We start from the raw sequence: 23,031 nt of genomic DNA, 5'->3' as shown, positions 1-23,031 counted from the left end.
CGCCGACCCCCTCCAACTCCCGCCCGGCGAGCGGGAGTACGGCGGAACCACTCGCCCCCGTACCCACCCCGAGTATCGACCTCCCCGTCGGTGACGTGCTCCCCAGCACCGGCCTGTGACCAGTAACAGCGCGGATTCGATGGCCTCCTCCCCCTCCACAACCGCGGCTACCCGGCGGTAATGTCGCAACCCGCCGGATCGGGACACCGGCGAGTGAGCGCGAAGGGGCCCTCATGGCGACGGAGATGCCTGCGGAGACGGACGCCACCGACGAGCGTTGGCGGCGCATGTGGAGCCACCGCGAGCAGTTGCTCAAGGTGGCTCGGCGCAGGTCGATGAGCCAGGAGGACGCGGAGGACGCCGTGCACGACGCGATGTTGCGTGCGGCGGAGCGGCCGGATCTCGATGAGGAGCGGCTCGGTGCGTGGCTGACGACGGTGACGATGCGGCTGTGTGTCGACCGGTACCGGCAGGTCAACCGCGAGGCCGAGGTCCGCGTCAGCCCGAGGTTGGTCGCGCCGGGTCCGGTGCCGGTGGAGGAGGCGGTGTGCGACCGGGCGGAGGCGAAGTGGCTTGCGGTGCGCAGCGGTGAGCTGCCCGACCGGCAGGCGGAGGCGCTGTGGCTGAAGTCGGAGGACCTGGACGTCGGCCAGGTCGCCGTGAAGATGGGACTGAGCTACCGCACCGTTGAGTCTCTGCTCGCCCGGGCCCGCCGAACCCTGCGCAACTCCCTGGCCGCGACCCTCGGCTTTGTGCTCTTCCTGCTCGGCCGCGGGCGCCTCAAGGCCGGCGGCAAGGCACAGGCTGTAGCGGTCGCCTCGACGGCGGCGACGCTGGCGGTGGCGGGGTTCGTGCTGCCGTACACACTGGACGGCGGCGGCACCACGAAGGCTCCGCATCCGTCGGTGACTCCCGGCGCGGCGGCCGTGCGGACCGACAGGACCGACAGGACGGGCACGGGCCGGGCCCAGCCGTCACCGGCCTCCTCGGCCACGTCGCCCCCTCCCCCGGCGGCCGGGTCCCCAAGCGACGGAACGCAGGTGGTACCGCTGTCGGTCACGCCTCTGCCGCAGGTCTCGGCGCCGACGGTCCCGAAGGTGCCGGGGATACCCAGCGTGCCGAGGGTGTCTGGACTGCCGAAGGTGACACAACTCCCCGACCTGCCCACCACGCCGGTCGAGTCCGCTGTCCCCTCCCTCGCGGTGCCGTCCGTCTCACTGCCGACCTCCGCCCTGAGCACGCTCCCATCGGTCCCATAACCCCCCTCACATAGGGCGCAGGCCCGCTCGAGCGGTCCCGTGGGCCACCTGGACCCACCCGCGGAGCCCCCTAGGACCACCACCAAACTCCGCCCCGCGGACCCACCTGAAAAAAATTCCGCTCCCGAGCGACGGACCGCCCGCCCCTCCCCGTAGAGCAGATGTCGGAGCAGCTCCACGGGCCGAGAGGTGGACCGGATGGGTGTCGAGATCTGTGTGGAAGGGCTGACCAAGTCCTTCGGTCACCAGGTCATCTGGCAGGACGTGTCGCTGACGCTGCCCGCCGGGGAGGTGTCCGTCATGCTCGGCCCCTCCGGCACGGGCAAGTCGGTGTTCCTCAAGACGCTCGTCGGGCTCCTGAAGCCGGACCGCGGCAGCGTGCGCATCGCGGGACGGGACATCACGAAGCTTCGCGAGCACGAGTTGTACGAGGTGCGGAAGCTGTTCGGCGTGCTGTTCCAGGACGGCGCACTGTTCGGCTCGATGAACCTCTACGACAACATCGCGTTCCCGCTGCGCGAGCACACCCGCAAGTCCGAGAGCGAGATCCGGCGCATCGTGCTGGAGAAGATGGACATGGTCGGGTTGATCGGGTCGGAGCTGAAACTGCCCGGCGAGATATCCGGCGGGATGCGCAAACGGGCCGGGCTCGCACGCGCCCTCGTCCTCGACCCCGAGATCATCCTCTTCGACGAGCCCGACTCCGGCCTCGATCCCGTCCGAGTCGCCTATCTCAACCAGCTCATCGTCGACCTCAACGCGCAGATCGACGCGACCTTCCTGATCGTCACCCACGACATCGCCTCTGCCCGCCAGGTCCCCGACAACATCGGCCTGTTGTTCCGGCGCGAGCTGGTCATGTTCGGGCCGCGGGAAGAGCTGCTGACCAGTGACGAGCCGGTCGTGCGGCAGTTCCTGAACGGGCGTATGCAGGGCCCGATCGGCATGGCGGAGGAGAAGGACGCCGCCCAGGTCGAGCAAGAGCTGGCCCAACTGGGCAACGGCACACAGACTCCCGGCAGCCAGGCTCTGACTCCCCGCCTGCTGCCGGGCCCAGGCATCCTGCGACCGCCCCGCTGGGACGCGATCGCCGAGCGGGAAGCGGAGTTGCGACGGCGGAAGGCGGTGGCGGACCTATGAAACTGTCACCGACCGGTGCGCTGCGGCAGTCGGGGAACCTGTTCGCGATGGCACTGGACGTCGTCCGGACGATGCCCCGACGGCCGTTCCAGGCACGGGAGTTCATCCAGCAGGCCTGGTTCATCGCGAGCGTCACCATCCTGCCGACCGCCCTTGTCTCCATCCCCTTCGGCGCCGTCATCGCGCTGCAGATCGGCAGTCTGACGCGGCAGCTCGGCGCCCAGTCCTTCTCGGGCGCCGCCTCGGTCCTCGCCGTTCTGCGCGAGGCCTCGCCGATCGTCACCGCGCTGCTGATCGCCGGTGCGGGCGGCACGGCGATCTGCGCGGACCTCGGGGCACGGAAGATCCGCGAGGAGATCGACGCGATGCAGGTCCTCGGTATCGACCCCGTCCACCGGCTGGTCGTGCCGCGGGTGCTGGCGTCCATGGTGGTCGCCGTCCTGCTCAACGGTCTGGTGTCCGTGGTCGGCGTCGCCGGCGGCTACTTCTTCAACGTCGTTCTCCAGAACGGCACGCCGGGCGCCTACCTCGCCTCCTTCACCACCCTCGCCCAGCTCTCCGACCTGTGGGCGGCCGAGATCAAGGCACTCGTCTTCGGGGCGATCGCGGCGATCGTCGCCTCGTACAAGGGACTTACCGCGAAGGGCGGCCCGAAGGGTGTGGGCGACGCCGTGAACCAGTCCGTGGTGATCACCTTCATGTTGCTGTTCGTGACGAACTTCGTGATGACCGCGGTGTACTTCCAAGTCGTCCCGCAGAGGGGCTGAGGCATGGCGCTGTTCGACACTCTCGAGGCACTGGGGCGCCAGCTCTCCTTCTACGGCCGCTCATTGGCCTGGACGGGCCGGACGCTGCGGCGCTACAGGAAGGAGATCCTGCGGCTGCTCGCCGAGGTGAGCTTCGGCCGCGGCGCCCTCGCGGTCGTGGGCGGCACGGTCGGCGTCATCGCGTTCCTGTCGTTCTTCACCGGAACGGAGGTGGGCCTGCAGGGCTACGCCGCGCTGAACCAGCTGGGCACCTCCAACTTCGTGGCGTTCCTGTCGGCGTACTTCAACACCCGGGAGATCGCACCCCTGGTGGCCGGACTCGCGCTCTCCGCGACCGTCGGCGCGGGTTTCACCGCCCAGCTCGGCGCGATGCGAATCAGCGAGGAGACCGACGCCCTGGAGGTCATGGGCGTGCCCTCGCTGCCGTTCCTGGTGACCACGCGGATGATCGCCGGCTTCGTCGCCGTGATCCCGCTGTACGTGATCGGCCTGCTGTCCTCGTACCTCGCCGCCCGCACCATCACCACCGGCTACTACGGCCAGTCGGCGGGCACCTACGACCACTACTTCTCCCAGTACCTCCCGCCGGTCGACGTCCTGTGGTCCTTCGGCAAGGTGCTCGTCTTCGCCGTCGTGATCATCCTCGTGCACTGCTTCTACGGCTACTACGCGAGCGGCGGCCCGGCGGGCGTCGGCGTCGCGGTGGGCCGCGCGGTGCGGACCTCGATCGTGGCGATCAACGTCCTCGACTTCTTCCTGTCGCTCGCGATCTGGGGCGCCAACACGACCGTACGGATTGCGGGGTGAGCCGAATGAGGGTACTGAGACTGCGGTTGTACGGCCTGGTGTTCCTTGCCGTCCTCGCCCTGCTGCTGTCGCTGTCCGTCGCGGTGTACCAGCAGGCGTTCACCCCGGTCGTGCGGATCAAGCTGGAGGCCGACAGCCTCGGCAACCAACTCGACCCGCGCGCCGACGTCAAGCTGCGCGGCCTGCTGGTCGGCGAGGTGCGCTCGGTGCGCGCCGACGGGACGAAGGCGACGCTCGACATCGCGCTCAAGCCCCAGTACGTCGCCGACATCCCCTCCGACGTGCGGGCACGCCTGCTGCCGAAGACGCTGTTCGGCGAGAAGTACGTCGACCTGGTCGCGCCCGCGCACACCTCGGCCCGGCCTATTCGCGCCGGCGACGTCATCCCCCAGGACCGCACCCGCGTCGGCATCGAGGTGCAGCAGCTGATGAACGACCTGCTGCCGCTGCTGCGGACCGTGCAGCCCGGCAAGCTCAACGCCACGCTCTCCGCCTTCGCCACCGCCCTCGAGGGCCGCGGCGACCGGATCGGCGACAACCTCACCCGCGTGGAGGCCTATCTGCACCGCCTCAATCCCCATCTGCCGTCCCTCACCGAGGACTTCGCCCGTCTGGCCGACGTCGCCGAGGTGTACGGCGATGCGGCCCCCGACTTGATGGAGATCCTGCGCGACACCCTCACCACCAGCCGCACCCTGGTCGAGGAGCGGGACCGGCTCGCGAGCGCGCTCACCACGACGGCGACGGTCGCGGACACCGCGGACGGCTTCCTCGACGCGAACGGCGACCGGCTGATCACCCTCGGCCGGGTCTCCCGCCCCACCCTGGAGCTCTTCGCCCGCTACTCCCCCGAGTACCCGTGCCTCCTGGCCGGCCTGGCCCACGAGGAACAGGCCTCCGATCAGGCCTTCCAAGGCGGCAGGATGCACATCACGCTCGAAGTCGTACGGCAGCAGGGCGCCTACCAGCCCGGGGAGGAGCCGCACTACGGCGAGCACTCGGGGCCGAACTGCCGTGATCTGCCCAGCCCGCAGGTGCCGTCCCCCGGAACGCACCTCAACGACGGCTCGAAACAAGGGACTTCGTCCCTGCCCGGCGTCTCCGCCACCCGGGCCGAGCAGCGGGCCGTCGGATCGCTGGTGTCGCCGGTGATGGGCGTGCCGGCCGACGAGGTGCCGCCGGTCGCGACGCTGCTGTTCGGGCCGATGGCGCGGGGGACGGCGGTGAGTGTGGCATGAGGACCACCCCGGCCCGGCAGACCACGGCTGCCCTCGTCAAGTTCAGCGTCTTCGCGCTGGTCACGATCGCGGCGACGGCCCTGCTGGCCGCCACCATCGTCAACGTCTCCTTCACTCCCGAGCACACCTACCGTGCCGTCTTCAGCGATGTCACCGGCCTGGAGAAGGGCGACGACATCCGGGTCGCCGGGGTGCGGGTCGGCGAGGTCGAGGGCATCCGGATCAAGGACCGGACGCTGGCGGAGATCACCTTCACCGTCGGCGCGGAGCGGCCGCTGCTCACCAGCACCCATGCGGTCATCCGCTACCGCAACCTGGTCGGACAGCGGTACGTCGCCCTGACCGAGGGCGCGGGCGACGGCGCCCGGCTGAGGCCCGGGGCCACCATCCCGCTGAAGCGCACGCAGCCCGCGCTGGACCTCAACGCCCTGCTGAACGGCTTCAAACCGCTGTTCGCCGCGCTCAGCCCGCAGGACGTCAACCAGCTCGCCACCGAGATCATCAAGACGCTGCAGGGCGAGGGCGGGACCGTCAACAGCCTTCTGGTGCACACGGCTTCACTCACCACGACACTCGCCGACCGCGACAAGCTGATCGGCTCGGTGATCGACAACCTCAACACCGTGCTGGGGACTCTGGACAAGCGCGGCACCCGCTTCTCCGGGCTGCTCAAGCAGCTGCGGCGGGTGATCTCCGGACTGTCCGCCGACCGCAAGCCGATCGGCAAGTCGCTGGTGAACATCGGCGACCTGACGGACGCCACCTCGGGGCTGCTGACGGACGCGCGGCCGCCGCTGAAGGACGACATCGCCCAACTGACCGGTCTCACCGGGACGTTGAACGACAACGAGAAGACCGTGGAGGGCGTGCTGAAGCGGCTGCCGAACAAGCTCAACGCACTGACGGGGACCGCGTCGTACGGCTCGTGGTTCAACTTCTATCTCTGTGACTTCGACGGCCGGATCGTGCTGCCGAAGACGAAGCAGGTACTGAGCCCCGACATGCACGTGGCGAAGGCGAGGTGCGGATCGTGACGCGCAAGCAGCGCCCCGAACCCCTGATGAAGGTCCGCATCGACCCGCCGAAGCTGCCGACCTTGCGGCTCCCCCGTCGGGCACCTCGCCGCAGCACACCGGAACCTCTGATGAGAGTTCGAATCGACCCGCCTAAGCTGCCCAGGCCACGGCTTCCCCGGCGAGCACCACGCCCCGGCAAGCCGCAGCCGAAGCCTCAGCCGATGATGAAGGTCCGCATCGAGCCGCCCAGGCTCCCGCGCATCCGGCTCCGGCGCCCCCGCCTGATCCCCTTCCGCGAGCACAACCCGGTGGTCATCGGTGCCGTGGGCCTCACCGTCCTCGCGCTGCTGACGGTGGCCGCGTTCAACGCCGACAGCCTCCCCTTCATCGGTGGCGGAAAGACGTACAGCGCGGCCTTCTCGGAAGCCGGCGGTCTCAAACCCGGCGACGAGGTGCGGATCGCCGGGGTGAAGGTCGGCAGGGTCGAGGACGTCGACCTGGACGGCGACCACGTCAAGGTGACCTTCAAGGTCAAGGGTGACCCGGCTTTCGGCACGCAGACCGGTGCGTCGATCCGGGTCAAGACGATCCTCGGCGCGAAGTACCTGGCCCTGCAGCCGAAGGGGCCGGGCCGGTTGAGCCCCGGCAGCGAGATCCCGCTGCGGCGCACGGTGGCGGCCTACGACGTCGTGCAGGCCTTCAGCGACCTCACCACCACCTCGGAGAAGGTCGACACCGAGCAGCTGGCGAAGGCCCTGGACACCATCTCCGCCACCTTCCAGGACTCGCCCGCTGAGGTACGCGCCTCCATCAAGGGCCTGTCGCGGATCTCCCGCACGGTGGCCTCGCGCGATAAGGCCCTCGGTGAACTCCTCGACCACGCCAACGGCACCACCGGTGTACTGGCCGACCGCTCCAAGGACTTCATCGCCCTCGTCAAGGACGGCAACAGCCTGTTCAAGGAGATCAGCAAGCGCCGTACGGCGATCCACAAGCTGCTGAAGACCTCGGCCACGCTCGGCATCGAGCTCTCCGGTCTGGTCGACGACAACGACAAGGAGATCGGGCCCGCCCTCAGGGGCCTGAACCGCGTGGTGCAGATGCTCGAACGCAACCAGTCCAGCCTGGACCGCAGCGTGAAGCTGCTCGCGCCCTACGTCCGGGTCTTCACCAACACCCTCGGAAACGGCCGCTGGTTCGACTCCTACGTTCAGAACCTCGTCGCCGCTCCGGTGGTCCCCAAGACGGGAGGCGGGCAGTGAGGAGGAACCTGGCTCTGGTCACCGTAGTGGCGCTGATCGCCGCGCTCACCTACGCACTGTGGCCTCGCCCGGGGAAGATCCACGTCACCGCGTACTTCCCGCGCACCATCGGCATCTACCCCGGCTCGGACGTCCGTGTCCTCGGTGTGCGCATCGGCGAGGTCGAGAAGATCACTCCCGAGGGCGGCCGGGTGCGCGTCGAGTTCGAGTACGACGAAGGGCGCAAGGTCCCCGCCGACGCGAAGGCCGCGATCATCAACTCCTCGGTGGTCAGCGACCGTTACGTACAACTGCTGCCGGTGTACCGGAAGGGCCCGGTCCTGCGCGACGGCGCCGTCATCCCTGCGAAGCGCACCGCCGTACCCGTGGAACTGGACCGCGTCTTCGACAGCCTGCACACCACGGCGGACGCCCTCGGTCCCAAGGGCGCCAACAAGGACGGCTCCCTGTCGCGGCTGCTCGGGGTCAGTGCCGACAACCTCGACGGGCAGGGCGAGAACCTCAACCAGACGGTCCAGGACCTCTCGCAGGCGGTCACCACACTGTCCGACGGCCGCAGGGACCTGTTCGGCACGGTACGGAACCTGCAGGTGTTCACGGCGGCACTGGCGGCTGACGACAAGAGCGTGCGCTCGTTCAACACCAGCCTCGCCACGGTCGCCGAGCAGCTCTCGGGCGAGCGCAAGGACCTCGCGGCGGCGCTCGCGAACCTCGCCACGGCGCTGGGTGACGTGTCCGCTTTCGTGAAGAAGAACAAGAAGTCGCTGACCTCGGACGTGAAGGGCCTCAGCAAGGTGACCAAGGTGCTCATCACCCAACGCGCCGCGCTGAACGAGCTGTTGACGGTCGCACCCGTCGGTCTGTCCAACCTGAACAACGCCTACAACCCGTCCTCCGGCACCCTCGACACCCGCAACAACGCCCAGCAGGCCCAGGATCCGGCCTCGCTCCTGTGCTCCCTGCTCAGGACGACGGGCGACGAAGGCGGCAAGAACCCCGACTGCAAGGAGTTGACGAAACTCTTCGACTCCCTGCCCGAACTTCCCACGCAGGGCAGCGCGGTGACGGGGACGACCGACAGGACGCTCGGCGGGATCCTGGGGGCGAGCGCATGAGCATACGACGCACGGCGGGAACCGTGACCTGGGCGGCGGTCGGCTCGCTGCTGCTGTCCGGCTGCGAGTTCAACGGCTGGTACGACGTCCCGCTGCCCGGCGGTGCCGCCGCCGACGGGCACGCGTACCACGTCACCGTCGATTTCCGCGACGTCCTGGACCTGGTGCCGCAGTCGGCGGTGAAGGTCGACGACGTGACCGTGGGCGCGGTAGAGAAAGTGCAGCTGGACGGCTGGCACGCGCGCGTACGGCTGAGGGTCGCCGACTCGGTGAAGCTGCCCGCCAACGCGGTCGCGGAACTGCGGCAGACCAGCCTGCTCGGCGAGAAGTACGTGGCACTCGCCGCCCCGACTGGCACGCCCCCCGTGGGCCGGCTGCGCGACGGCGACCGCATCCCGCTGTCCCGCAGCGGCCGCAACCCGGAGGTCGAGGAGGTGCTGTCCGCGCTGTCCGCGCTGCTCAACGGCGGTGGGGTGGCCCAGCTCAAGACGATCACCGTGGAGTTGAACAAGGCCCTGGACGGCCGGGAGAACCGGGTCAGGTCGCTGCTGAAGGAGCTGAACACGTTCGTCGGCGGACTGGACGAGCAGAAGGCGGACATCGTCCGCGCGATCAAGGCCGTTGACCGGCTCGCGGCGCGGCTCGGCAGGGAGAAGGAGACCATTGCCGAGGCCGTCGACACGATGCCGCCCGCGCTGAAGGTCCTGGCCGGCGAGCGGCGCAACCTGACGAAGATGCTCACCGCCCTGTCGAAGCTCGGCGAGACCGGCACCAAGGTGGTCGAGGCCTCGCACGACGACACGATCGCGAACCTCAGGAGCCTCCGGCCGATCCTGCAGCAGCTGAACAAGGCGGGCAGCGACCTGCCCAACTCCCTGGAGTTGCTGACCACTTACCCCTTCCCGCGCAACGCCACGGAGGCGGTCAAGGGTGACTACGTCAACCTCCACCTCACCGCGGACCTCGACCTCGCGGACCTGTACGGGAACGTGGCGGGCGGCCACTCCGGCGGGGGCAAGGGCGGTTCGCAGCCGCCGGACACGCCGGACGTGCCGGATCTCCCGGACGTCCCGGACGTCCCGGACGTCCCTCACCTGCCGAGCGTCCCCACACCGACCGCGCTGCCGAGCGCGCCAAGCCTGCCGACCCCCTCGGCCTCCTCGGGCGGCGGCGACGTGCTGTGCCCGCCCGTGTGCACAAGCGCCTACTCCACCGGCGCCCGCGCACCCGAGGGGATCGACCTCGCGCTCGCCGAGCTGATGCTGAAGGGGGTCCAGCCGTGATCACCCGTACCGTCAAGGCACAGTTGCTCGCCTTCGCGGCCGTCACCGCTGTCGGGGTGTCGTACGTCGGCGCCCAGTACACCGGCCTGCTGGACAGCCTCCTGGACCGCGGCTACACCGTGCGGGCCGACTTCGCCGACTCCGGGGGCATCTTCCCGGGCGCCGAGGTCACCTACCGCGGTGTGCCGGTGGGCCGCGTGGGCTCGCTGGGACTGACGGGCGACGACGGCGTGTCGGTCGCCCTCGACATCAGGGGCGGCGCGCCGCGCATCCCGGCGGACACCCTCGCCGTGGTCGCCAACCGCTCGGCGGTGGGTGAGCAGTACGTCGACCTGCAGCCGCGCACTTCGCACGGCCCGTACCTCCTCGACGGCAGCGCGATCCCGCGGGGCAGCACCCGGGTGCCACTGCCCACCACCGACCTCGTCCTCAGCCTGGACCGGCTGGTGAACTCCGTCGGCAAGAACGATCTCCGGGTCACCGTCGACGAGTTGGGCAAGGCCTTCAACGGCACCGGCCCCGACCTGAGCCGGCTGGTGGACTCCGGCAACGCGCTCGTCGAGTCCGCGTCCGGCTCGCTGCCCCAGACGATCTCGCTGATCGAGGACTCCCGGAAGGTCCTCAAGACGCAGGCCGACCAGGGCTCGTCGATCAAGTCGTTCGCGCACGACCTGGCGCTGCTCACCCAGCAGTTGAAGTCAAGCGACGGGGACGTGCGCAAGCTGATCGGCAATGCCACGCCGGCCGCGCAGGAGGTCAACTCCCTGCTGAAGTCGACCGGTCCGCAGCTTTCGGTCCTGCTGGCCAACCTGATCAGCGGCGGCCAGGTCACACTGGCCCACCTGCCCGGCGTCGAGCAGGCACTCGTCACCTTCCCGGCGTTGGTCTCGGGCAGCTACACGGTCGTGCCGGGCGACGGAACCTTCCACTTCGGCCTGGTGGTGAACGCCGACGACCCGGCGCCGTGCACCCAGGGATACGGCACGGCCCGGCGGGATCCCTCGGACACCGGTGCGCGCGCGGCGAACACCGACGCGCGCTGCACCGCTCCGCGCGGCGGCAAGACCTCGGTACGGGGCGCGCAGAACGCCCCCGGCGCACGCTCAGCTTCGGGCGGCTCGAACCAGGCGGCGTACGTCACGCCGTACGACCCGGAGACCGGCACCGCGACCGGCCCGGACGGGAAGCCCGTCGAGATCGGCTCGACGGGCGGACAGCAGACGGTGTTCGGAAAGGAGTCGTGGCAATGGTTGCTCGTCGGTCCTATGGCCTGACCGTGAAGGAACTCGGCGCGAACGGGAAGGCACTCACGGTCGGTCTCGTCGTGGCGACCCTCCTGACCACGGCAACCGCGCTCTGGCTGAGTCTGCGCCTCTACGACCAGCACGACAAGGACATGCGGCGCCAGGACATCCTGTCTGCCGCCCGCCAGTCCGCGCTGAACTTCACCACGCTCGACTACCGGCACTACGACCGGGACAGCGCCAACGTGCTCAAGGGCGCCACCGGCGCCTTCAAGAAGCAGTTCAGCGCGCAGACCCAGGACCTGACCAAGCTCGTCGCCGAGAACAGGTCGGTCTCCGAGGGGCAGGTCTTCGACGCCGGCATCGTCCGCTCCGACGCGCACTCGGCCCGCGTCCTGGTGGTCGCCGACAGCAAGGTCACCAACACGGCCGTGCCCAAGGGGGAGGCACGCACCTATCGGCTGCAGCTCGACCTGGTCCACCGGGACGGGCGCTGGCTGACCTCCGACGTCGAGTTCGTGGGCTGACCCGCACCACCGGTCACGCACCACCAGTGAGGAGTATGACGATGGCGAACCCGACAGCCCGCAGCCGGGCGATGAACGCGGCCGCCCGTGCGGCGGCCAAGCGCACCCGGCGGGTCGAGGACCCGAAGCAGCCCGAGGAACCCCTCACCGGGCGCACCCTGACGATCGACCCGCCGGCCCCGGACGGCTGGGAGGACCCGCCGGAGCCGTCACCCGAAGACCTGCCGGACGAGGCGCCGGCCCGCCCGTCCCGGCGGTGGCTGCTCACCGCGGTGCTCGGCGCCCTCCTGGTCATGGGCCTGGTCGCGGTCTCGGTGCTCGGCTGGCGGTACGGGCAGGAGCGGCGTGCCGAGAGCGCCCGGGAGCAGGCTCTGACGGCCGCGCGCAAGGCGGCGCCGGTCGTGCTGTCGTACGACTACCGGCATCTGGACCGCGACTTCACCCGGGCGCGTGATCTGCTGACCGGGCACTTCCGGGAGGAGTACGGGAAGACGACGGCGAGTGTGGTCGGCCCGACGGCGAAGAAGTACCACGGGGTGGTGAAGGCGTCGGTCACCGCGGCCTCCGTCGTCTCGGCGGCACCGGACAAGGTCACCGTCCTGCTCTTCGTCAACCAGGTCACGCAGAGCACCCAGGTCTCGGGCTCGCGCCTGGACCTGAACCGGGTGCGGATGACGATGAGCCGTACCCCCGACGGCTGGAAGGTGATCGCCGTGGACGCGCTCTGATCAGCCTCATCGGCCCGCCCGTTATGTTTCCGCGGTCCTGCAAGAGGGCCGCTGGCCTCCGGGCCCGGCATGACTGGTCCCCCCTCTGTCGAAGGCATGACCTGGGGGGTCGGGTCACCGGGTCCGAGGGGCGCCGTTGGAGACGCTGATGAGAGCCTCTGTGTGTCAAGCGGTCGTCGTGAGGGCCTTGTTGCCGGTCGCGTTTGAGGGTGCGATAGACCACGTTCGAGAGGCGCCGTTTGAGGGCCCTCCGTGCCTCCGCCGGTGTCTTGCCCTCGGCGATCTCGCGCAGCCGCGGCTGGATCTTGCACGGAGCCGCCCTTGGCCGCTTCCTACGCGCACACGGCGTGACAGTGATCAAGGTGAACCAGCCGGGCGAGGCCACCCGACGCCGCCGCGGCAAGACTGACGCGATCGATGCCGAAGCAGCCGCCCGAGCGGTGTTGTCCGGCCGGGCGACCGCCACAGCGAAACACGGTGATGGCCCCGTCGAAGCCCTACGGCTGCTACGCATGGCCAAGACCTCTGCGGTCAAGTCCCGAACCCAGGCGCTCAACCAGCTCAAGGCCGCACTCGTCACCGCCGACCCCGGCCTGCGCGAATCGCTGACCGGGCTGAGCCTTCCCAAGCTGATCCGCACGTGCCTCCAACTGCCCGACGCACAGGCGGACTCCGCGTCGGATACCGCTGCGTTCACCATGCGGCGGCTCGCCCGGCGAGTCGGGCAACTCGCCGATGAGATCGCTGAACTCCAGCAGCTCATCGCCAGGACGCTCAGGCACCGAGCTGGCCGAGCTCCTCGACGCCTACGGCGTGGGACCGAACACCGCCGCCACCTTGCTCATCGCGATGGGCGACAACCCTGAACGGCTGCACAGCGAAGCAGCGTTAGCCGCCCTCTGCAGCGTCAGTCCCGTTGAAGCCTCGTCGGGCAAGACCCAGCGCCGACGACTCAACCGGGGCGGCGACCGCCGGGCGAACTCTGCCTCTACACGATCGTGCTCGCCCGCCTGCGCTGGGAAGCCCGAAGCCGCACCTACGTGGAACGACGCATCAAAGAAGGCAAGACCAGACGCGAAGCCATCCGTTGTCTCAAACGCTACGTCGCCCGGGAGCTCCACCTGATCATCATTCGCTCCCACCCAGCAGAGCCCCGCGCCCATCGCAGCTTGACGATCCATAGGGGCATCAAGCGCGGCTAGGTCTTCCTCGGCACTGCCACTGCGGCGGCCCTGATCATCTGGCGCCGTACATGATCGGCCGGACCTAGTCACGGGGTTCCGCGAGAAGGTCGTCCACCACATGACATCGAATTGTGGGGAGCTGCTCAGCGACCGCCTCACTCATCATGGCTTCCCCTTCGGGGTCCACGTCTGGGCACCCCTCGCGAGTCGCGGCATCCGGCCACCGTGCGTACGCCACCCAGGTGCCGTCATCGGCCTGATGAAGACGTGATCCGTAGCTGCCGCAGTGCTTGTGCATCGCGCGTGTCACGCGATGCCAACCAGCTGCGAACTGCTGCTCCTTGCCTTCGTGCAGACGCCACCGGTAGATCACCGCAAACATGACACGACCTCCCCCTTTGACCTCCGTGCCTCCGGAATCCGGTGGGCGTGCCCTGCATACCCACCCACTCCAGATCGGAACTGTACATGTGAGCCTATTGAGAGGGGGCGGTCTCTGACGATCGCAACACGGCCACCACCGCAGCCGGCGGTTATGGCTCTGGACATGATCGGCCGGACAAGTCGCCGGCCCACCTGAGCCGGGCCCCGTTCGTCGCCCGGCTTGTGCTGCCCTCCGCGAAGGGTGCCGCCATCTGTACCGCGGTCCCGCGGTGCACGGATCCCCGCCACCGTTCAGCTGAGCTGCTCGGCGAGTCCGACGATGATGCCCTCGGGGCCGCGGACGTAGCAGAGCCGGTAGCTGTCCTCGTACTGGGCGATCTCGCCGACGAGTTCGGCGCCGTGCCGGCGCAGGCGGGCCACGGTGTCCTCGATGTCGTCGACGGCGAACATGACGCGGTGCGTGCCCACAATGTTGTGCGGCCGGTTGCGCGGTCCGGCGCTGATCGCCGCGGGGCTGTGGTACTTGGCCAGCTCGAGCCGGCCGTGACCGTCCGGGGTGCGGACCATCGCGATGTCACAGCGGACGCCGTCGAGTCCGGTGCACTGGTCGGCGAAGCGACCCCCGACTTCCGCCCTGCCCTCCAGCTCCATGCCGAGTTCCACGAAGAACGCGATGGCGGCGTCCATGTCCTCGACGACGATGCCCACGTTGTCCATGCGCTGAATGGCCATGGCGCATTTCTCCTTCTCCTCGTGCGGCCGGTGCTGGCCGCTGATGTCCCGGGGACGGAGCCGGTGCCACGTTCTCGACATCCCGCGCCACACATCTGAAGCGAGCGGCCTTCACCACCCCCATTCCGTTGACGCACGCCCACGGTTCGGTGGCACATGACAACCCCTGGAGCTGTGCTGGATTCCGCGAGGCAGGTGCTGTACATGGCCGCTGTCAGCATCGGGGGCGCGGGGACAGCGAACGATCGGCGATCGTGATGATGACCAGGGCGGCGCTGATGCCGACCATGGTCCAGGCGATCTGGTGGAGTCCGTGGTCGGTGACGTGCGTGTGGAACACGATGCCGGTGATGGCCGAGGAGGCGATCGAGCCCATGTACGCGAAGGTGCGCAGCAGACCCGAGGCGCTGCCGAGTTGTTGAGCGGGAGCCCGGTCGTACAGGGCGGTCTGGTTGCCGGCTGAAGAGGCGCCCATCGAGATGCCGAACACAATGGTGATGGCAACGAACAGGCCGATCCAGGAGGAGGAGGTCAACAGGAGAACGCCGGCCGATCCTGCCGCGCACAGCAGCGCGGCGGCGATCAGTGGTCCTCGTACGAGATTGCGCCGCGACACCGGAGAGATGACCACCGCGGACACGAGGGTCATGGGCAGCAGGAGCAGCCCGGATGCGCTCTCGGACAGGCCACGTACGGCCTCGGCCCATTGCGTGAGCCCGTACAGCACGATGTACACGCACAGCATCGCCAGGCCGAAACGCAGATAAGTCCGGGTCAGAGACCGGTTGGCCGCGAGCAGGCGCACGTCGAGGAACGGGGTGGCGGCACGCATCTCCCAAACCGCGAGCGCCGCTCCCGCTGCCACCGCGATGCCCAGCAGATACCAGTGGACGACGGGCAGGTCGTAGAGGAAAAGCAGCAGTGCGGTCATCATCGCACCGAAACCGAGGATGCCCGGCACGTCGAGGGCGGAGGCGACGCCACGCAGGGTGTGGTCGCGGCCTGTGGGGCTGTCACGGGGGATCCAGGCCAGTGTCGCGGCCAGGGCGACCAGTGCTACCGGCACATTCAGGAAGAACACCGACCGCCAGGTCAGGGCACCGACCAGGAGACCGCCGACGGGCAGTCCCAGCGACGCCGTGGCGGTGCCGGCTATCTGAAGTGCGCCGAGGACGTTGCCGGGCGGTTCGTCGAGACCGGCATCGTGGGCTCGGCGGCGGATCAGCAGCATCGCCGTCGGGTAGGCGCAGGAGGTGCCGAGACCGATCAGGATCCTGCTGATGAGCAGGGTGATCAGCTCCTGCGCGAGGCCGCCCACCGTGCCGCCGGCCGCCACCAGCACACTCCCGGTCAGAAAGACCCGCCGCGGACCGAACACCTGGGCGGCCTTGCCGGCCGTGGGCTGGGCGATAGCGCTGGCCAGATACAGTGCGGTCACCAGAGCTGCGGTCTGGCCGATCCGGACGTGCAGGCCGGCGGCGATCGGCACCAGCGCGGTAGCGATCAGTGAGCTGTTGATCGGATTCAGCGCCGAGCCGATCAACAACGGCGCAGTGAACCGCCAGGAGAACGGCCGCACAGCACCGCCCGCCTCGCTCCGGGCGCTTGCGACGACATCGGACTCCGGCTCATTCACGGCACGCCCTCCGTTCCTCGGGATGACGCTCGATGATCACGGGCGCTGGTCAGAACAGGTCGGCCAGCCGCTCGATCAGCGGCGCCGCCGCGTCGAGAGTTGCGATCTCTTCGGCAGTGAAGGACGTCGCCATCGCCGCGGCCATCCGGTCGGCGACGGCGCTGCGCTCGGAACTCAGCACGGCCCGGCCGGCCTCGGTGACCGTGAGCAGCCAGCGACGCCCGTCAGCGGGATCAGCGGTACGGGCCACCAGCCCACGGACTTCCAGGACCGCGACGGTGGCGCCCATCGCCTGAGGAGTGATCTGCTCACGCCTGGCCAGTTCCGCAGTGGTGACCGGACCCAGCCGTTCGAGCCGCGAGAGTGCCGTCAGCTGTGGGCCCGTCAAGTCGCCCTCACTCAGCGCTTCATGACTGCGGCGCCTGAACGTGCCGATGCTGATCCGCAGCCGCGTGGCCACCCCGATCAGCGCGGGGTCCGGCTCAAGGGTTTCGGCGCGTTCGTCCGATGCTCGCGGGTCCATATTAGAATACTAGCCTTGCAAGTTTGACTTTGCAAGACTAGCCTTCCAATAGGTCAGGGGGGAACGCGGTGCTGCCGCTACCACTGGCGTTCGATATCCGATGCTCAATCGAACGGCAAGTGGGATCAGCAGCACCTTCCATGCCCCTTGAGCTGCGCAAATTGGAGACGCAGAGCCTTCAAACGGATCGTTGACCGTTTGCAGGCCGACCTGGCCGTCATCGCAACAGTGCCGGTGCGCCGCCTGCGCCTTCCCCTATGCCGGTGCATCAGATTCTGGGAGCATTTACGCCGATCCAGGCGCCGGATCAAAATGGGGGTCTGTCGTGAAATCCGCTGTCAAGCTCTTCGCGGTCCCGCTCTCCGCAGTCCTCGTCGCCGGCTGCGGCGGCGCCAGCGGCTCGGGCAACTCCGGCGGTCCATCCAGGACTCCGGCGGCCACGGCCACCGCATCGGCGGGGATCCCGGGCTGCGCCCCGGAGTGCCTCTCGGGGGGTTCGGATCCCGGAAGCCTGCCTGCGGGCCCGCATCGGACGTCGCACTTCTTCAACGGGCAGCTGACGGTGACCTTCACAGGACGGTGGGAGAGCCATGAGGACCAACCCGTCGAGTTCTCCGTGGCGCCGGACGGCAATTGGGATCTGCACCGGGTCCTGTTCTGGTCCGACCTCATCCCGGTGGGTAAGGACCACATACGTGCTGCCGGAGTGTCCAGCACCGCGTCGGGGCTGGTGGCGTGGCTCAGCACCCGCCCGAACCTACAGGTCTCCAAACCCCGGAGCGGCAGGATCGGCAGCGACGCTCTCCCTGCGCAGGTGGTCGACATCGCGATCTCCAGCAAGGCGGTGAATGAGGTCTCCGACTGCCCAGTGCGGGCCTGCGTAGACTTTCTGACCTGGCCGAATTCTGGAGACAACGTCTATGGCCTCGCCGAGCCCGCGGTGCTACGGCTCCTTCTGTCCGACGTCAGATACGGAGGCAAGAGCCACCTGTTCGCCATCGGGATCGAGGGGAGGGACCAGGCCGACCTCAAGGTCTTCCTCCCCGACGCGGAGCACCTAATCGCCAGCGCCGCCGCCCCGGTCACCCCGGCACCCTCTTGACGCGCCGTCCCGACGGCCGCCGCCCCAGAGCGGCCCGGCCGCTCTCGCGGCAACCGCCCGAAGGTAGCCCCGCGGCCGTTCCGCTGGCCGTCCATTGACGACCAACCGAACGCGAAAACGGATCATTGCCACACTTCACAACACCGTGGCATGCGGAAGGAGGATGGGACGCAGCTTCTGACTCTGGCTCAGGTGTCGAGGAAGTCGGGGACGACGATGTCGCGGCTGGTCAGCAGGCGCTTGGAGAGGCCCTGCTCGTGGTGGTAGCGCAGGAAGGTGTCGACCGCCCTGCGGTTCGCGCGCAGGCCGTAGGGCCACCAGTCCTCGCCGAGCAGGCCGCGGTTGTGTTCGAACAGGCTGCTGAACCAGGGGGTCACCAGGCTCATGTGCTGCTTCGGGGCGTCCTCGAGGTATTTGCGTTGGGCCAGTTCCTTGGCCTCGACGAAGGCCCGGTAGACCGAGCGCAGATCCTCCGGCCGGTGCACCAGGTCCTTGCGGACTGCGACGATGTGCATCGGGGGGAAGATCCCGGTGCGCCGGTAGTAGTCGCGCTCGACGTTCTCGTAGTCGGGGAAGAGCCGGGCGATCTTCGTCGATCCGCGCACCATGGCCTGGGGCACGTCGACCGAGATGAGCGCGTCGATCTCTCCGGACTCGAGCATGGCACCCAGGCTCTGGCCGTCGCCGGCGTGCCGCACCCGCACGCCGTCCGGCACCGGCTGCGGCAGCCAGTCGAACGCAGGCAGGGGATGGTTGGTGCCGCCGATGACCCAGCGGCACTGCTCGACGCCCACGCCGTACTCGTCCGACAGGATGCCCTTGGCCCAGACGCCGGCGTCGTGTCCGAAGAGCGCGAACTCGCCAAGTGTCTTGCCGGCGAGGTCCTGCGGCTTGTCGATCCCCGCCTCGGTGTTCACGAAGACGGCGGAGTGGCGGAAGTTGCGGTTCGGGAAGATTGGCAGCGCCATGAACGGCGCATCGTCCCCCTCGAAGGTGCGCAGGAAGTAGGTCAGGCCGAGTTCCGCTATGTCGTAGCGGCCTTCGAGCATGTGCCGGAAGACGTCCGAGACCAGGGGCTCCGTCTCAAGGGTGGCGTCCACCCCGTCGATCTGCACGCGGCCGTCGAAGAGTGCCTCGGTGTGCTCGTAGCGGTAGGCGCCGATGGTCAGCTCGGTGCTCATCACGATCCCCACTTTGGTGAATGACCTTTCATTTTTACGATGGGCCCGCTACGGTCCCCTTGTCAAGATGAAAGATCATTCACTTTGAGGAGGGTCATGCCCCGCATCACCCCCGAACGCCGGGAAGCCAGGCGTGCGCAGATCATCGCGGCTGCGCGCCGGTGTTTCGCACGGGGCGGCTTCCACCAGACCTCGATGCCCGACATCGCCGCGGCAGCCGGCGTCTCCGCGGGAGCCCCCTACCGCTACTTCGCGAACAAGGAGGAGATCATCCTGGCCATCGCCGCAGACACCTTCCGGCTGATCTTCGAACCGATGCAGCAAGTGGCCGCGGCCGCCGACGCCCCCAGCCCGGGCCACCTCGTCGCCGCCTCGCTTCAGGCCCTGAATGCCGAGACCCTCACGGACGCCGCAGGACAGGCGGTACCGGTCGAGGAACTTCTGCAGTGCGTCGTGCAGACCTGGCCAGAACTGCTGCGCAACGACCACCTTCACACCCGCGCCCTGGAAGGCTTCGAAACAGTCCGCCGAAGCATCGCCGACGCCCTGCACCGCGGACAAGCGGCCGGCGCCGCTCCCACCGCGGACCCGGACAACGGCGCACGCGCCGTGATCGCCCTGCTCCACGGATACCTGCTCCAGCGCGTGGCCTTCGGCCTCACCGACACGCCAGGATTCAACGACGCCTTCCAGGCGCTGCTCGAGGCACCCGAACGCCCGGACACCACCCTCCAGTGAACGCCCCAGGCCCTACCGGCACATCCGCCGCACCCGCGGAAGCCGCACCCCCGCACCCGCCGGCACCATGATGGCCCACGCCTCCGTGGCGTCCCGCACACAGGCAACGGACGGCAGAACGAGATCAACACCCCAGCCGGGCCCCGGCCTGGGCAGTGACAGTAGCTGTAGCAGTAGCAGTGGCAGTGGCAGTGGCAGTGGCAAGATCACCACCACGACCTTGTCGGTCTACCGGTCACGGTCGGCCGGGGTCACATCGAGCAGCCGCAGCATCGCGGGCAGCAGGTCGCTCGCCAACGGATCCGAGGCGTCTTCGTCGATCGCGCCCTCCAGCGCGAGGCTTGTATAGCCGTGCACGAGTGACCACACCGCGTAGCTCGGTACCAGCGCGGGGTTCGCACTGTCCGGTCGTTGCGCATCCTGGCCGCGCAGGCCACGGTCCAGGGCGCGCAGCGCCCGGTGCTTCTGCTCGACCAGGTCAGGGTCGTTGAAGTCGAACTGGGTCATGCGCCACATGAGGTCGAACAGCGGGCGGTTGTCCCGGGCGAAGGCAACATATTCGGCCGCCAGCGCCGCGACGCGTTCCCCCACATCACGCCCGACGACATCCACCGCCTCCAGCCGCTCACACAGCTGGCGGTAGGCGCGCGTGGCGAGCGCGCCCAGCAGCCCGCGCGCGTCGCCGAAGTGGTGCTTGGGAGCAGACTGCGACACTCCCGCCCGCCGCGCGGCCTCGCGCATGCTGAACCCGGCGACACCGCTCTCGGACAGCACCTCCAGCGCGCTGTCGAGCAGCGCCGCGCGCAGATTGCCGTGGTGGTAGCGATCGCCGGCCCTCGGCCCCTCGGTCGTCATCGCCCTATCTTGACAGTGAGCAGACCCGCCGTAAACTGCTCACTGTCAAGATAGGGCGGATGGGTGGGATTAGGTATGACAGATACGGTCCTTGTCACGGGTGTCTCGGGGTTCATCGGCGCCCATACAGCGGCAGCACTTCTGCGTCGCGGATACGCGGTCCGCGGATCGGTGCGCTCACCGGCCCGCGCCGCCGAGGTGCGCGCCGCGATGGCACAGGCAGGCGCGGACGACACATCGTTGGAGATCCTGCAGCTCGATCTGCTCTCGGACGAGGGATGGGCGGCAGCGACCGCGGGCTGCCGGTTCGTCCTGCACGTCGCTTCCCCCTTCGTCACGACGAAGCAGAACGACCCGCAGGACGTGATCCGCCCCGCCGTACAGGGCACGACGCGGGCCATCGACGCGGCCCTCGACGCAGACGTGGAACGCGTGGTCGTCACCTCGTCTCTCGCGGCCGTGCAGTACGCCCCGGCGCGCCGCAATCACCTCTTCACGGCATCCGACTGGACCCCACCCGACCGCCGCCGCCTCGGTGCCTACGTGGTTTCGAAGGTCCGGGCCGAGCGCGCGGCGTGGGACATCGCCGAGCGACGCGGCGCGCGCAACCGGCTCGCCGTCATCAACCCGGGCGCGGTCATCGGCCCCCTCCTGTCCGACGACCCCGGAACCTCGGTCTCGGCGATCCAGCAGATCATGGCCGGCGCGCTGCCCATGGTCCCGGACCTGCGCCTGCCATGGGTCCACGTGCGAGACGTCGCCGACGCGCACATCGAGGCCATGACCTCCGAAACGGCGGGCGCCCATCGTACGATCGTCGCGACCGACCCGTCCTCGCTCATCGACGTCGCCGCGGTGCTCCGCGAGAGGCTCCCCCAGGCCAGCCGGAAGATCCCCACACGCGCGATGCCGACATGGCTCACCTGGGCCGCGAGCGTGTTTGAACCCCAGCTGCGCGACAACCGGTGGCTCATCGGCTCGGCCCAGCGCTTCGATCACGCGCCCGCCCAGGCGCTCCTGGCCCGCCCCCTCCACCCGATCCCCGATACCATCGAGGAAACCGGCCGCAGCCTCGCCGAACGCGGACTCATCTGAAGCCGCCCCGGAACCACGAGACGTGCCGAGCACCCAGGCCCGGGTGACGACGTCGCATCACCTCTTACCGGCGGGGGCGTTCACCAGCCCGCGCCACCCAGGTCAGCGCTCTCCGCAAGAGCGCCGACCGCAAGCGGCTGGACGGCGAGAGCGCCCGACGCCCGGCCGCCAGTCCCCGTATCCAGTCATCCGACCATGTCATGGGGCACGGCCAGGTCGTCCCGGGCGAACAGGCTGGTCAGGACCATCGGATCGTCCTGGGAGCAGGCGTCGGCGACCTCGTCGATCAGCCGGTCGTACTCGCTCCCCGTCTTGCCCTGATAGGCATCGGTCATGCGGCCCCATTCGTCCCAAGGCAGCATTTCCCTCTTGCAGAGCGCCGCGAGATCACGAACAGCGTTGCCGCTGATCTCGGCCGGTCCCCAGGCGAAATCGACACCTGCCACCCCGAACTTCTGGCCGTCGACCAAGCCTTGGCGATACTGAACCCACGCCTCGCCGCCGGTCAGGAACTCGCCCACAGCGAGATCCTCGGGACGCTCGACATACGTCGTGCCAAGGTGTTCGGTGTCGACGCGCACCCAGCGCCGCTGGTCGGTGTCCCAGTACTCGGTGATCCAGTGGTCGACGCCGCAGCCCTCCAGGAAGTAGGTCCCGAAGCCGCACCGGGCCCGCGAGGCGATACCCCTAGCCCGCAGGAATGCGCAGGCAATGGTGGCGAAGTGTCGGCAGGTTCCGACCACCCGTGAGTCAGGGCTGCGGGCCTGCCGCAGCGGGGCCGGGTCCAGGGCGATCAGGACGGCGATCAGCTCGCTGACCGGCCGAATGTTCTTCTCCGCGAGCCGCGCCTCACCGATCCCTGATGCGGCGGCGTCCACAGGCTGAATGACCAGGCCCTGCGCGGCGGCGCAGATGCCAACGGGATCATCCGGCAGGCTCTCAATGAACTGCAACTGCGTCGCGTCCAGGCTCGTGAAGGGTCCGGGCTGGGAGTAGTCGAGCACGTCGTCGGCCATAACCGAGCATGGTATGCGGCGGGTCTGACACTGATGCTGACACTCAGCTCCCGAGCAGCCCTCAGCCGGTCTACGGTTCTGCTGGAACGCGCCGGCATTTCGTGCCGCTGAGCACGCTCAAGCGTTCCCGGAACCCACCGTGGCGCCAGGTCGGTGACTACTGGAAGGTCGTCAGGATCCGCCCGTGAACGTGCGTGAA

At 68.9% G+C, this 23,031-nt stretch carries 23 protein-coding genes; 17 read left to right on the top strand and 6 right to left on the bottom strand.

The genetic code is table 11. The annotated features are described in order from the left end of the window. The first annotated feature begins 233 nt into the window (after positions 1-233). The 14 genes from GRC12_RS10190 to GRC12_RS10125 all read left to right on the top strand — a co-directional run bounded on the left by GRC12_RS10190 (position 234) and on the right by GRC12_RS10125 (position 13,511). Positions 234-1,259 carry a sigma-70 family RNA polymerase sigma factor gene (locus GRC12_RS10190; RefSeq protein WP_208778871.1) on the top strand — a complete coding sequence of 342 codons (1,026 nt, stop codon included), beginning with the start codon at positions 234-236 and terminating at the stop codon, positions 1,257-1,259. Between the two features lie 198 nt (positions 1,260-1,457). Continuing rightward, a complete protein-coding gene (locus GRC12_RS10185; RefSeq protein WP_208778870.1) occupies positions 1,458-2,399 on the top strand; it encodes an ABC transporter ATP-binding protein in 942 nt (313 codons plus the stop codon). Further along, positions 2,396-3,166: an MlaE family ABC transporter permease gene (locus GRC12_RS10180; RefSeq protein WP_208778869.1), complete on the top strand. Its 771-nt coding sequence runs from the start codon at positions 2,396-2,398 to the stop codon at positions 3,164-3,166. Before GRC12_RS10185 ends, GRC12_RS10180 begins: the two co-directional genes overlap by 4 nt. Positions 3,167-3,169: 3 nt before the next feature. Beyond that, positions 3,170-3,973 (top strand): MlaE family ABC transporter permease, encoded by an 804-nt coding sequence (locus tag GRC12_RS10175; protein WP_208778868.1) that lies wholly within the window; start codon positions 3,170-3,172, stop codon positions 3,971-3,973. A gap of 5 nt (positions 3,974-3,978) precedes the next feature. Further along, entirely contained in the window at positions 3,979-5,211 is a 1,233-nt protein-coding gene (locus GRC12_RS10170; RefSeq protein ID WP_208778867.1) for an MCE family protein, read from the top strand. Next, entirely contained in the window at positions 5,208-6,245 is a 1,038-nt protein-coding gene (locus tag GRC12_RS10165) for an MCE family protein (RefSeq protein ID WP_208778866.1), read from the top strand. Before GRC12_RS10170 ends, GRC12_RS10165 begins: the two co-directional genes overlap by 4 nt. A 203-nt stretch (positions 6,246-6,448) precedes the next feature. Continuing rightward, positions 6,449-7,489 (top strand): MCE family protein, encoded by a 1,041-nt coding sequence (locus GRC12_RS10160; RefSeq protein WP_244372557.1) that lies wholly within the window; start codon positions 6,449-6,451, stop codon positions 7,487-7,489. Continuing rightward, the gene (locus tag GRC12_RS10155) at positions 7,486-8,604 is read left to right on the top strand and encodes an MCE family protein (RefSeq protein ID WP_439959877.1); all 1,119 of its coding nucleotides are present in this window, start codon (positions 7,486-7,488) and stop codon (positions 8,602-8,604) included. Before GRC12_RS10160 ends, GRC12_RS10155 begins: the two co-directional genes overlap by 4 nt. After that, positions 8,601-9,887 (top strand): MCE family protein, encoded by a 1,287-nt coding sequence (locus GRC12_RS10150; RefSeq protein WP_208778864.1) that lies wholly within the window; start codon positions 8,601-8,603, stop codon positions 9,885-9,887. The genes GRC12_RS10155 and GRC12_RS10150 overlap by 4 nt, the downstream gene beginning before the upstream one ends. Next, the gene (locus tag GRC12_RS10145) at positions 9,884-11,161 is read left to right on the top strand and encodes an MCE family protein (protein ID WP_208778863.1); all 1,278 of its coding nucleotides are present in this window, start codon (positions 9,884-9,886) and stop codon (positions 11,159-11,161) included. The genes GRC12_RS10150 and GRC12_RS10145 overlap by 4 nt, the downstream gene beginning before the upstream one ends. Beyond that, the gene (locus tag GRC12_RS10140; protein ID WP_208778862.1) at positions 11,134-11,658 is read left to right on the top strand and encodes a hypothetical protein; all 525 of its coding nucleotides are present in this window, start codon (positions 11,134-11,136) and stop codon (positions 11,656-11,658) included. Before GRC12_RS10145 ends, GRC12_RS10140 begins: the two co-directional genes overlap by 28 nt. A gap of 41 nt (positions 11,659-11,699) precedes the next feature. Beyond that, positions 11,700-12,386, top strand: a complete 687-nt coding sequence (locus tag GRC12_RS10135) for a hypothetical protein (protein WP_208778861.1) — start codon at positions 11,700-11,702, stop codon at positions 12,384-12,386. Positions 12,387-12,625: 239 nt separating this feature from the next. After that, positions 12,626-13,252, top strand: a complete 627-nt coding sequence (locus tag GRC12_RS10130; protein WP_308286520.1) for an IS110 family transposase — start codon at positions 12,626-12,628, stop codon at positions 13,250-13,252. Further along, a complete protein-coding gene (locus tag GRC12_RS10125) occupies positions 13,236-13,511 on the top strand; it encodes a transposase (RefSeq protein WP_244372562.1) in 276 nt (91 codons plus the stop codon). The genes GRC12_RS10130 and GRC12_RS10125 overlap by 17 nt, the downstream gene beginning before the upstream one ends. A 734-nt stretch (positions 13,512-14,245) precedes the next feature. On the opposite strand, the gene GRC12_RS10115 is transcribed toward GRC12_RS10125, so the two are convergent. The 3 genes from GRC12_RS10115 to GRC12_RS10105 all read right to left on the bottom strand — a co-directional run bounded on the left by GRC12_RS10115 (position 14,246) and on the right by GRC12_RS10105 (position 16,845). Continuing rightward, entirely contained in the window at positions 14,246-14,686 is a 441-nt protein-coding gene (locus tag GRC12_RS10115; RefSeq protein ID WP_208778857.1) for a VOC family protein, read from the bottom strand. Between the two features lie 214 nt (positions 14,687-14,900). Next, the gene (locus GRC12_RS10110) at positions 14,901-16,322 is read right to left on the bottom strand and encodes an MFS transporter (protein ID WP_208778856.1); all 1,422 of its coding nucleotides are present in this window, start codon (positions 16,320-16,322) and stop codon (positions 14,901-14,903) included. A 49-nt stretch (positions 16,323-16,371) separates the two neighbouring features. Further along, entirely contained in the window at positions 16,372-16,845 is a 474-nt protein-coding gene (locus GRC12_RS10105; protein WP_208778855.1) for a MarR family winged helix-turn-helix transcriptional regulator, read from the bottom strand. A 562-nt stretch (positions 16,846-17,407) separates the two neighbouring features. Here GRC12_RS10105 and GRC12_RS10100 point away from each other — a divergent pair. Next, positions 17,408-17,947 carry a hypothetical protein gene (locus GRC12_RS10100; RefSeq protein WP_208778854.1) on the top strand — a complete coding sequence of 180 codons (540 nt, stop codon included), beginning with the start codon at positions 17,408-17,410 and terminating at the stop codon, positions 17,945-17,947. 188 nt (positions 17,948-18,135) lie between these two features. On the opposite strand, the gene GRC12_RS10095 is transcribed toward GRC12_RS10100, so the two are convergent. Then, positions 18,136-19,128 carry a 4,5-dihydroxyphthalate decarboxylase gene (locus GRC12_RS10095; RefSeq protein ID WP_244372560.1) on the bottom strand — a complete coding sequence of 331 codons (993 nt, stop codon included), beginning with the start codon at positions 19,126-19,128 and terminating at the stop codon, positions 18,136-18,138. Positions 19,129-19,224: 96 nt separating this feature from the next. On the opposite strand from GRC12_RS10095, the gene GRC12_RS10090 reads away from it, so the two are divergent. Then, positions 19,225-19,866 carry a TetR/AcrR family transcriptional regulator gene (locus tag GRC12_RS10090; protein WP_208778853.1) on the top strand — a complete coding sequence of 214 codons (642 nt, stop codon included), beginning with the start codon at positions 19,225-19,227 and terminating at the stop codon, positions 19,864-19,866. Positions 19,867-20,094: 228 nt separating this feature from the next. On the opposite strand, the gene GRC12_RS10085 is transcribed toward GRC12_RS10090, so the two are convergent. Further along, positions 20,095-20,721 (bottom strand): TetR/AcrR family transcriptional regulator, encoded by a 627-nt coding sequence (locus GRC12_RS10085; protein WP_208778852.1) that lies wholly within the window; start codon positions 20,719-20,721, stop codon positions 20,095-20,097. A gap of 75 nt (positions 20,722-20,796) precedes the next feature. Between GRC12_RS10085 and GRC12_RS10080 the strand changes: the two genes are divergently transcribed. After that, positions 20,797-21,816, top strand: coding sequence for an NAD-dependent epimerase/dehydratase family protein (locus tag GRC12_RS10080; RefSeq protein WP_208778851.1), 1,020 nt, complete (start codon positions 20,797-20,799; stop codon positions 21,814-21,816). Between the two features lie 185 nt (positions 21,817-22,001). Here the strand turns inward: GRC12_RS10080 and GRC12_RS10075 are convergent, their stop codons facing one another. Continuing rightward, the gene (locus tag GRC12_RS10075; RefSeq protein WP_208778850.1) at positions 22,002-22,832 is read right to left on the bottom strand and encodes a transglutaminase-like domain-containing protein; all 831 of its coding nucleotides are present in this window, start codon (positions 22,830-22,832) and stop codon (positions 22,002-22,004) included. Positions 22,833-23,031 lie beyond the last annotated feature (199 nt).

Source organism: Streptomyces griseorubiginosus, assembly GCF_017614965.1.
Taxonomy (GTDB): domain Bacteria; phylum Actinomycetota; class Actinomycetes; order Streptomycetales; family Streptomycetaceae; genus Streptomyces; species Streptomyces griseorubiginosus_B.
This window is presented reverse-complemented; position numbering and strand designations above follow the sequence as displayed.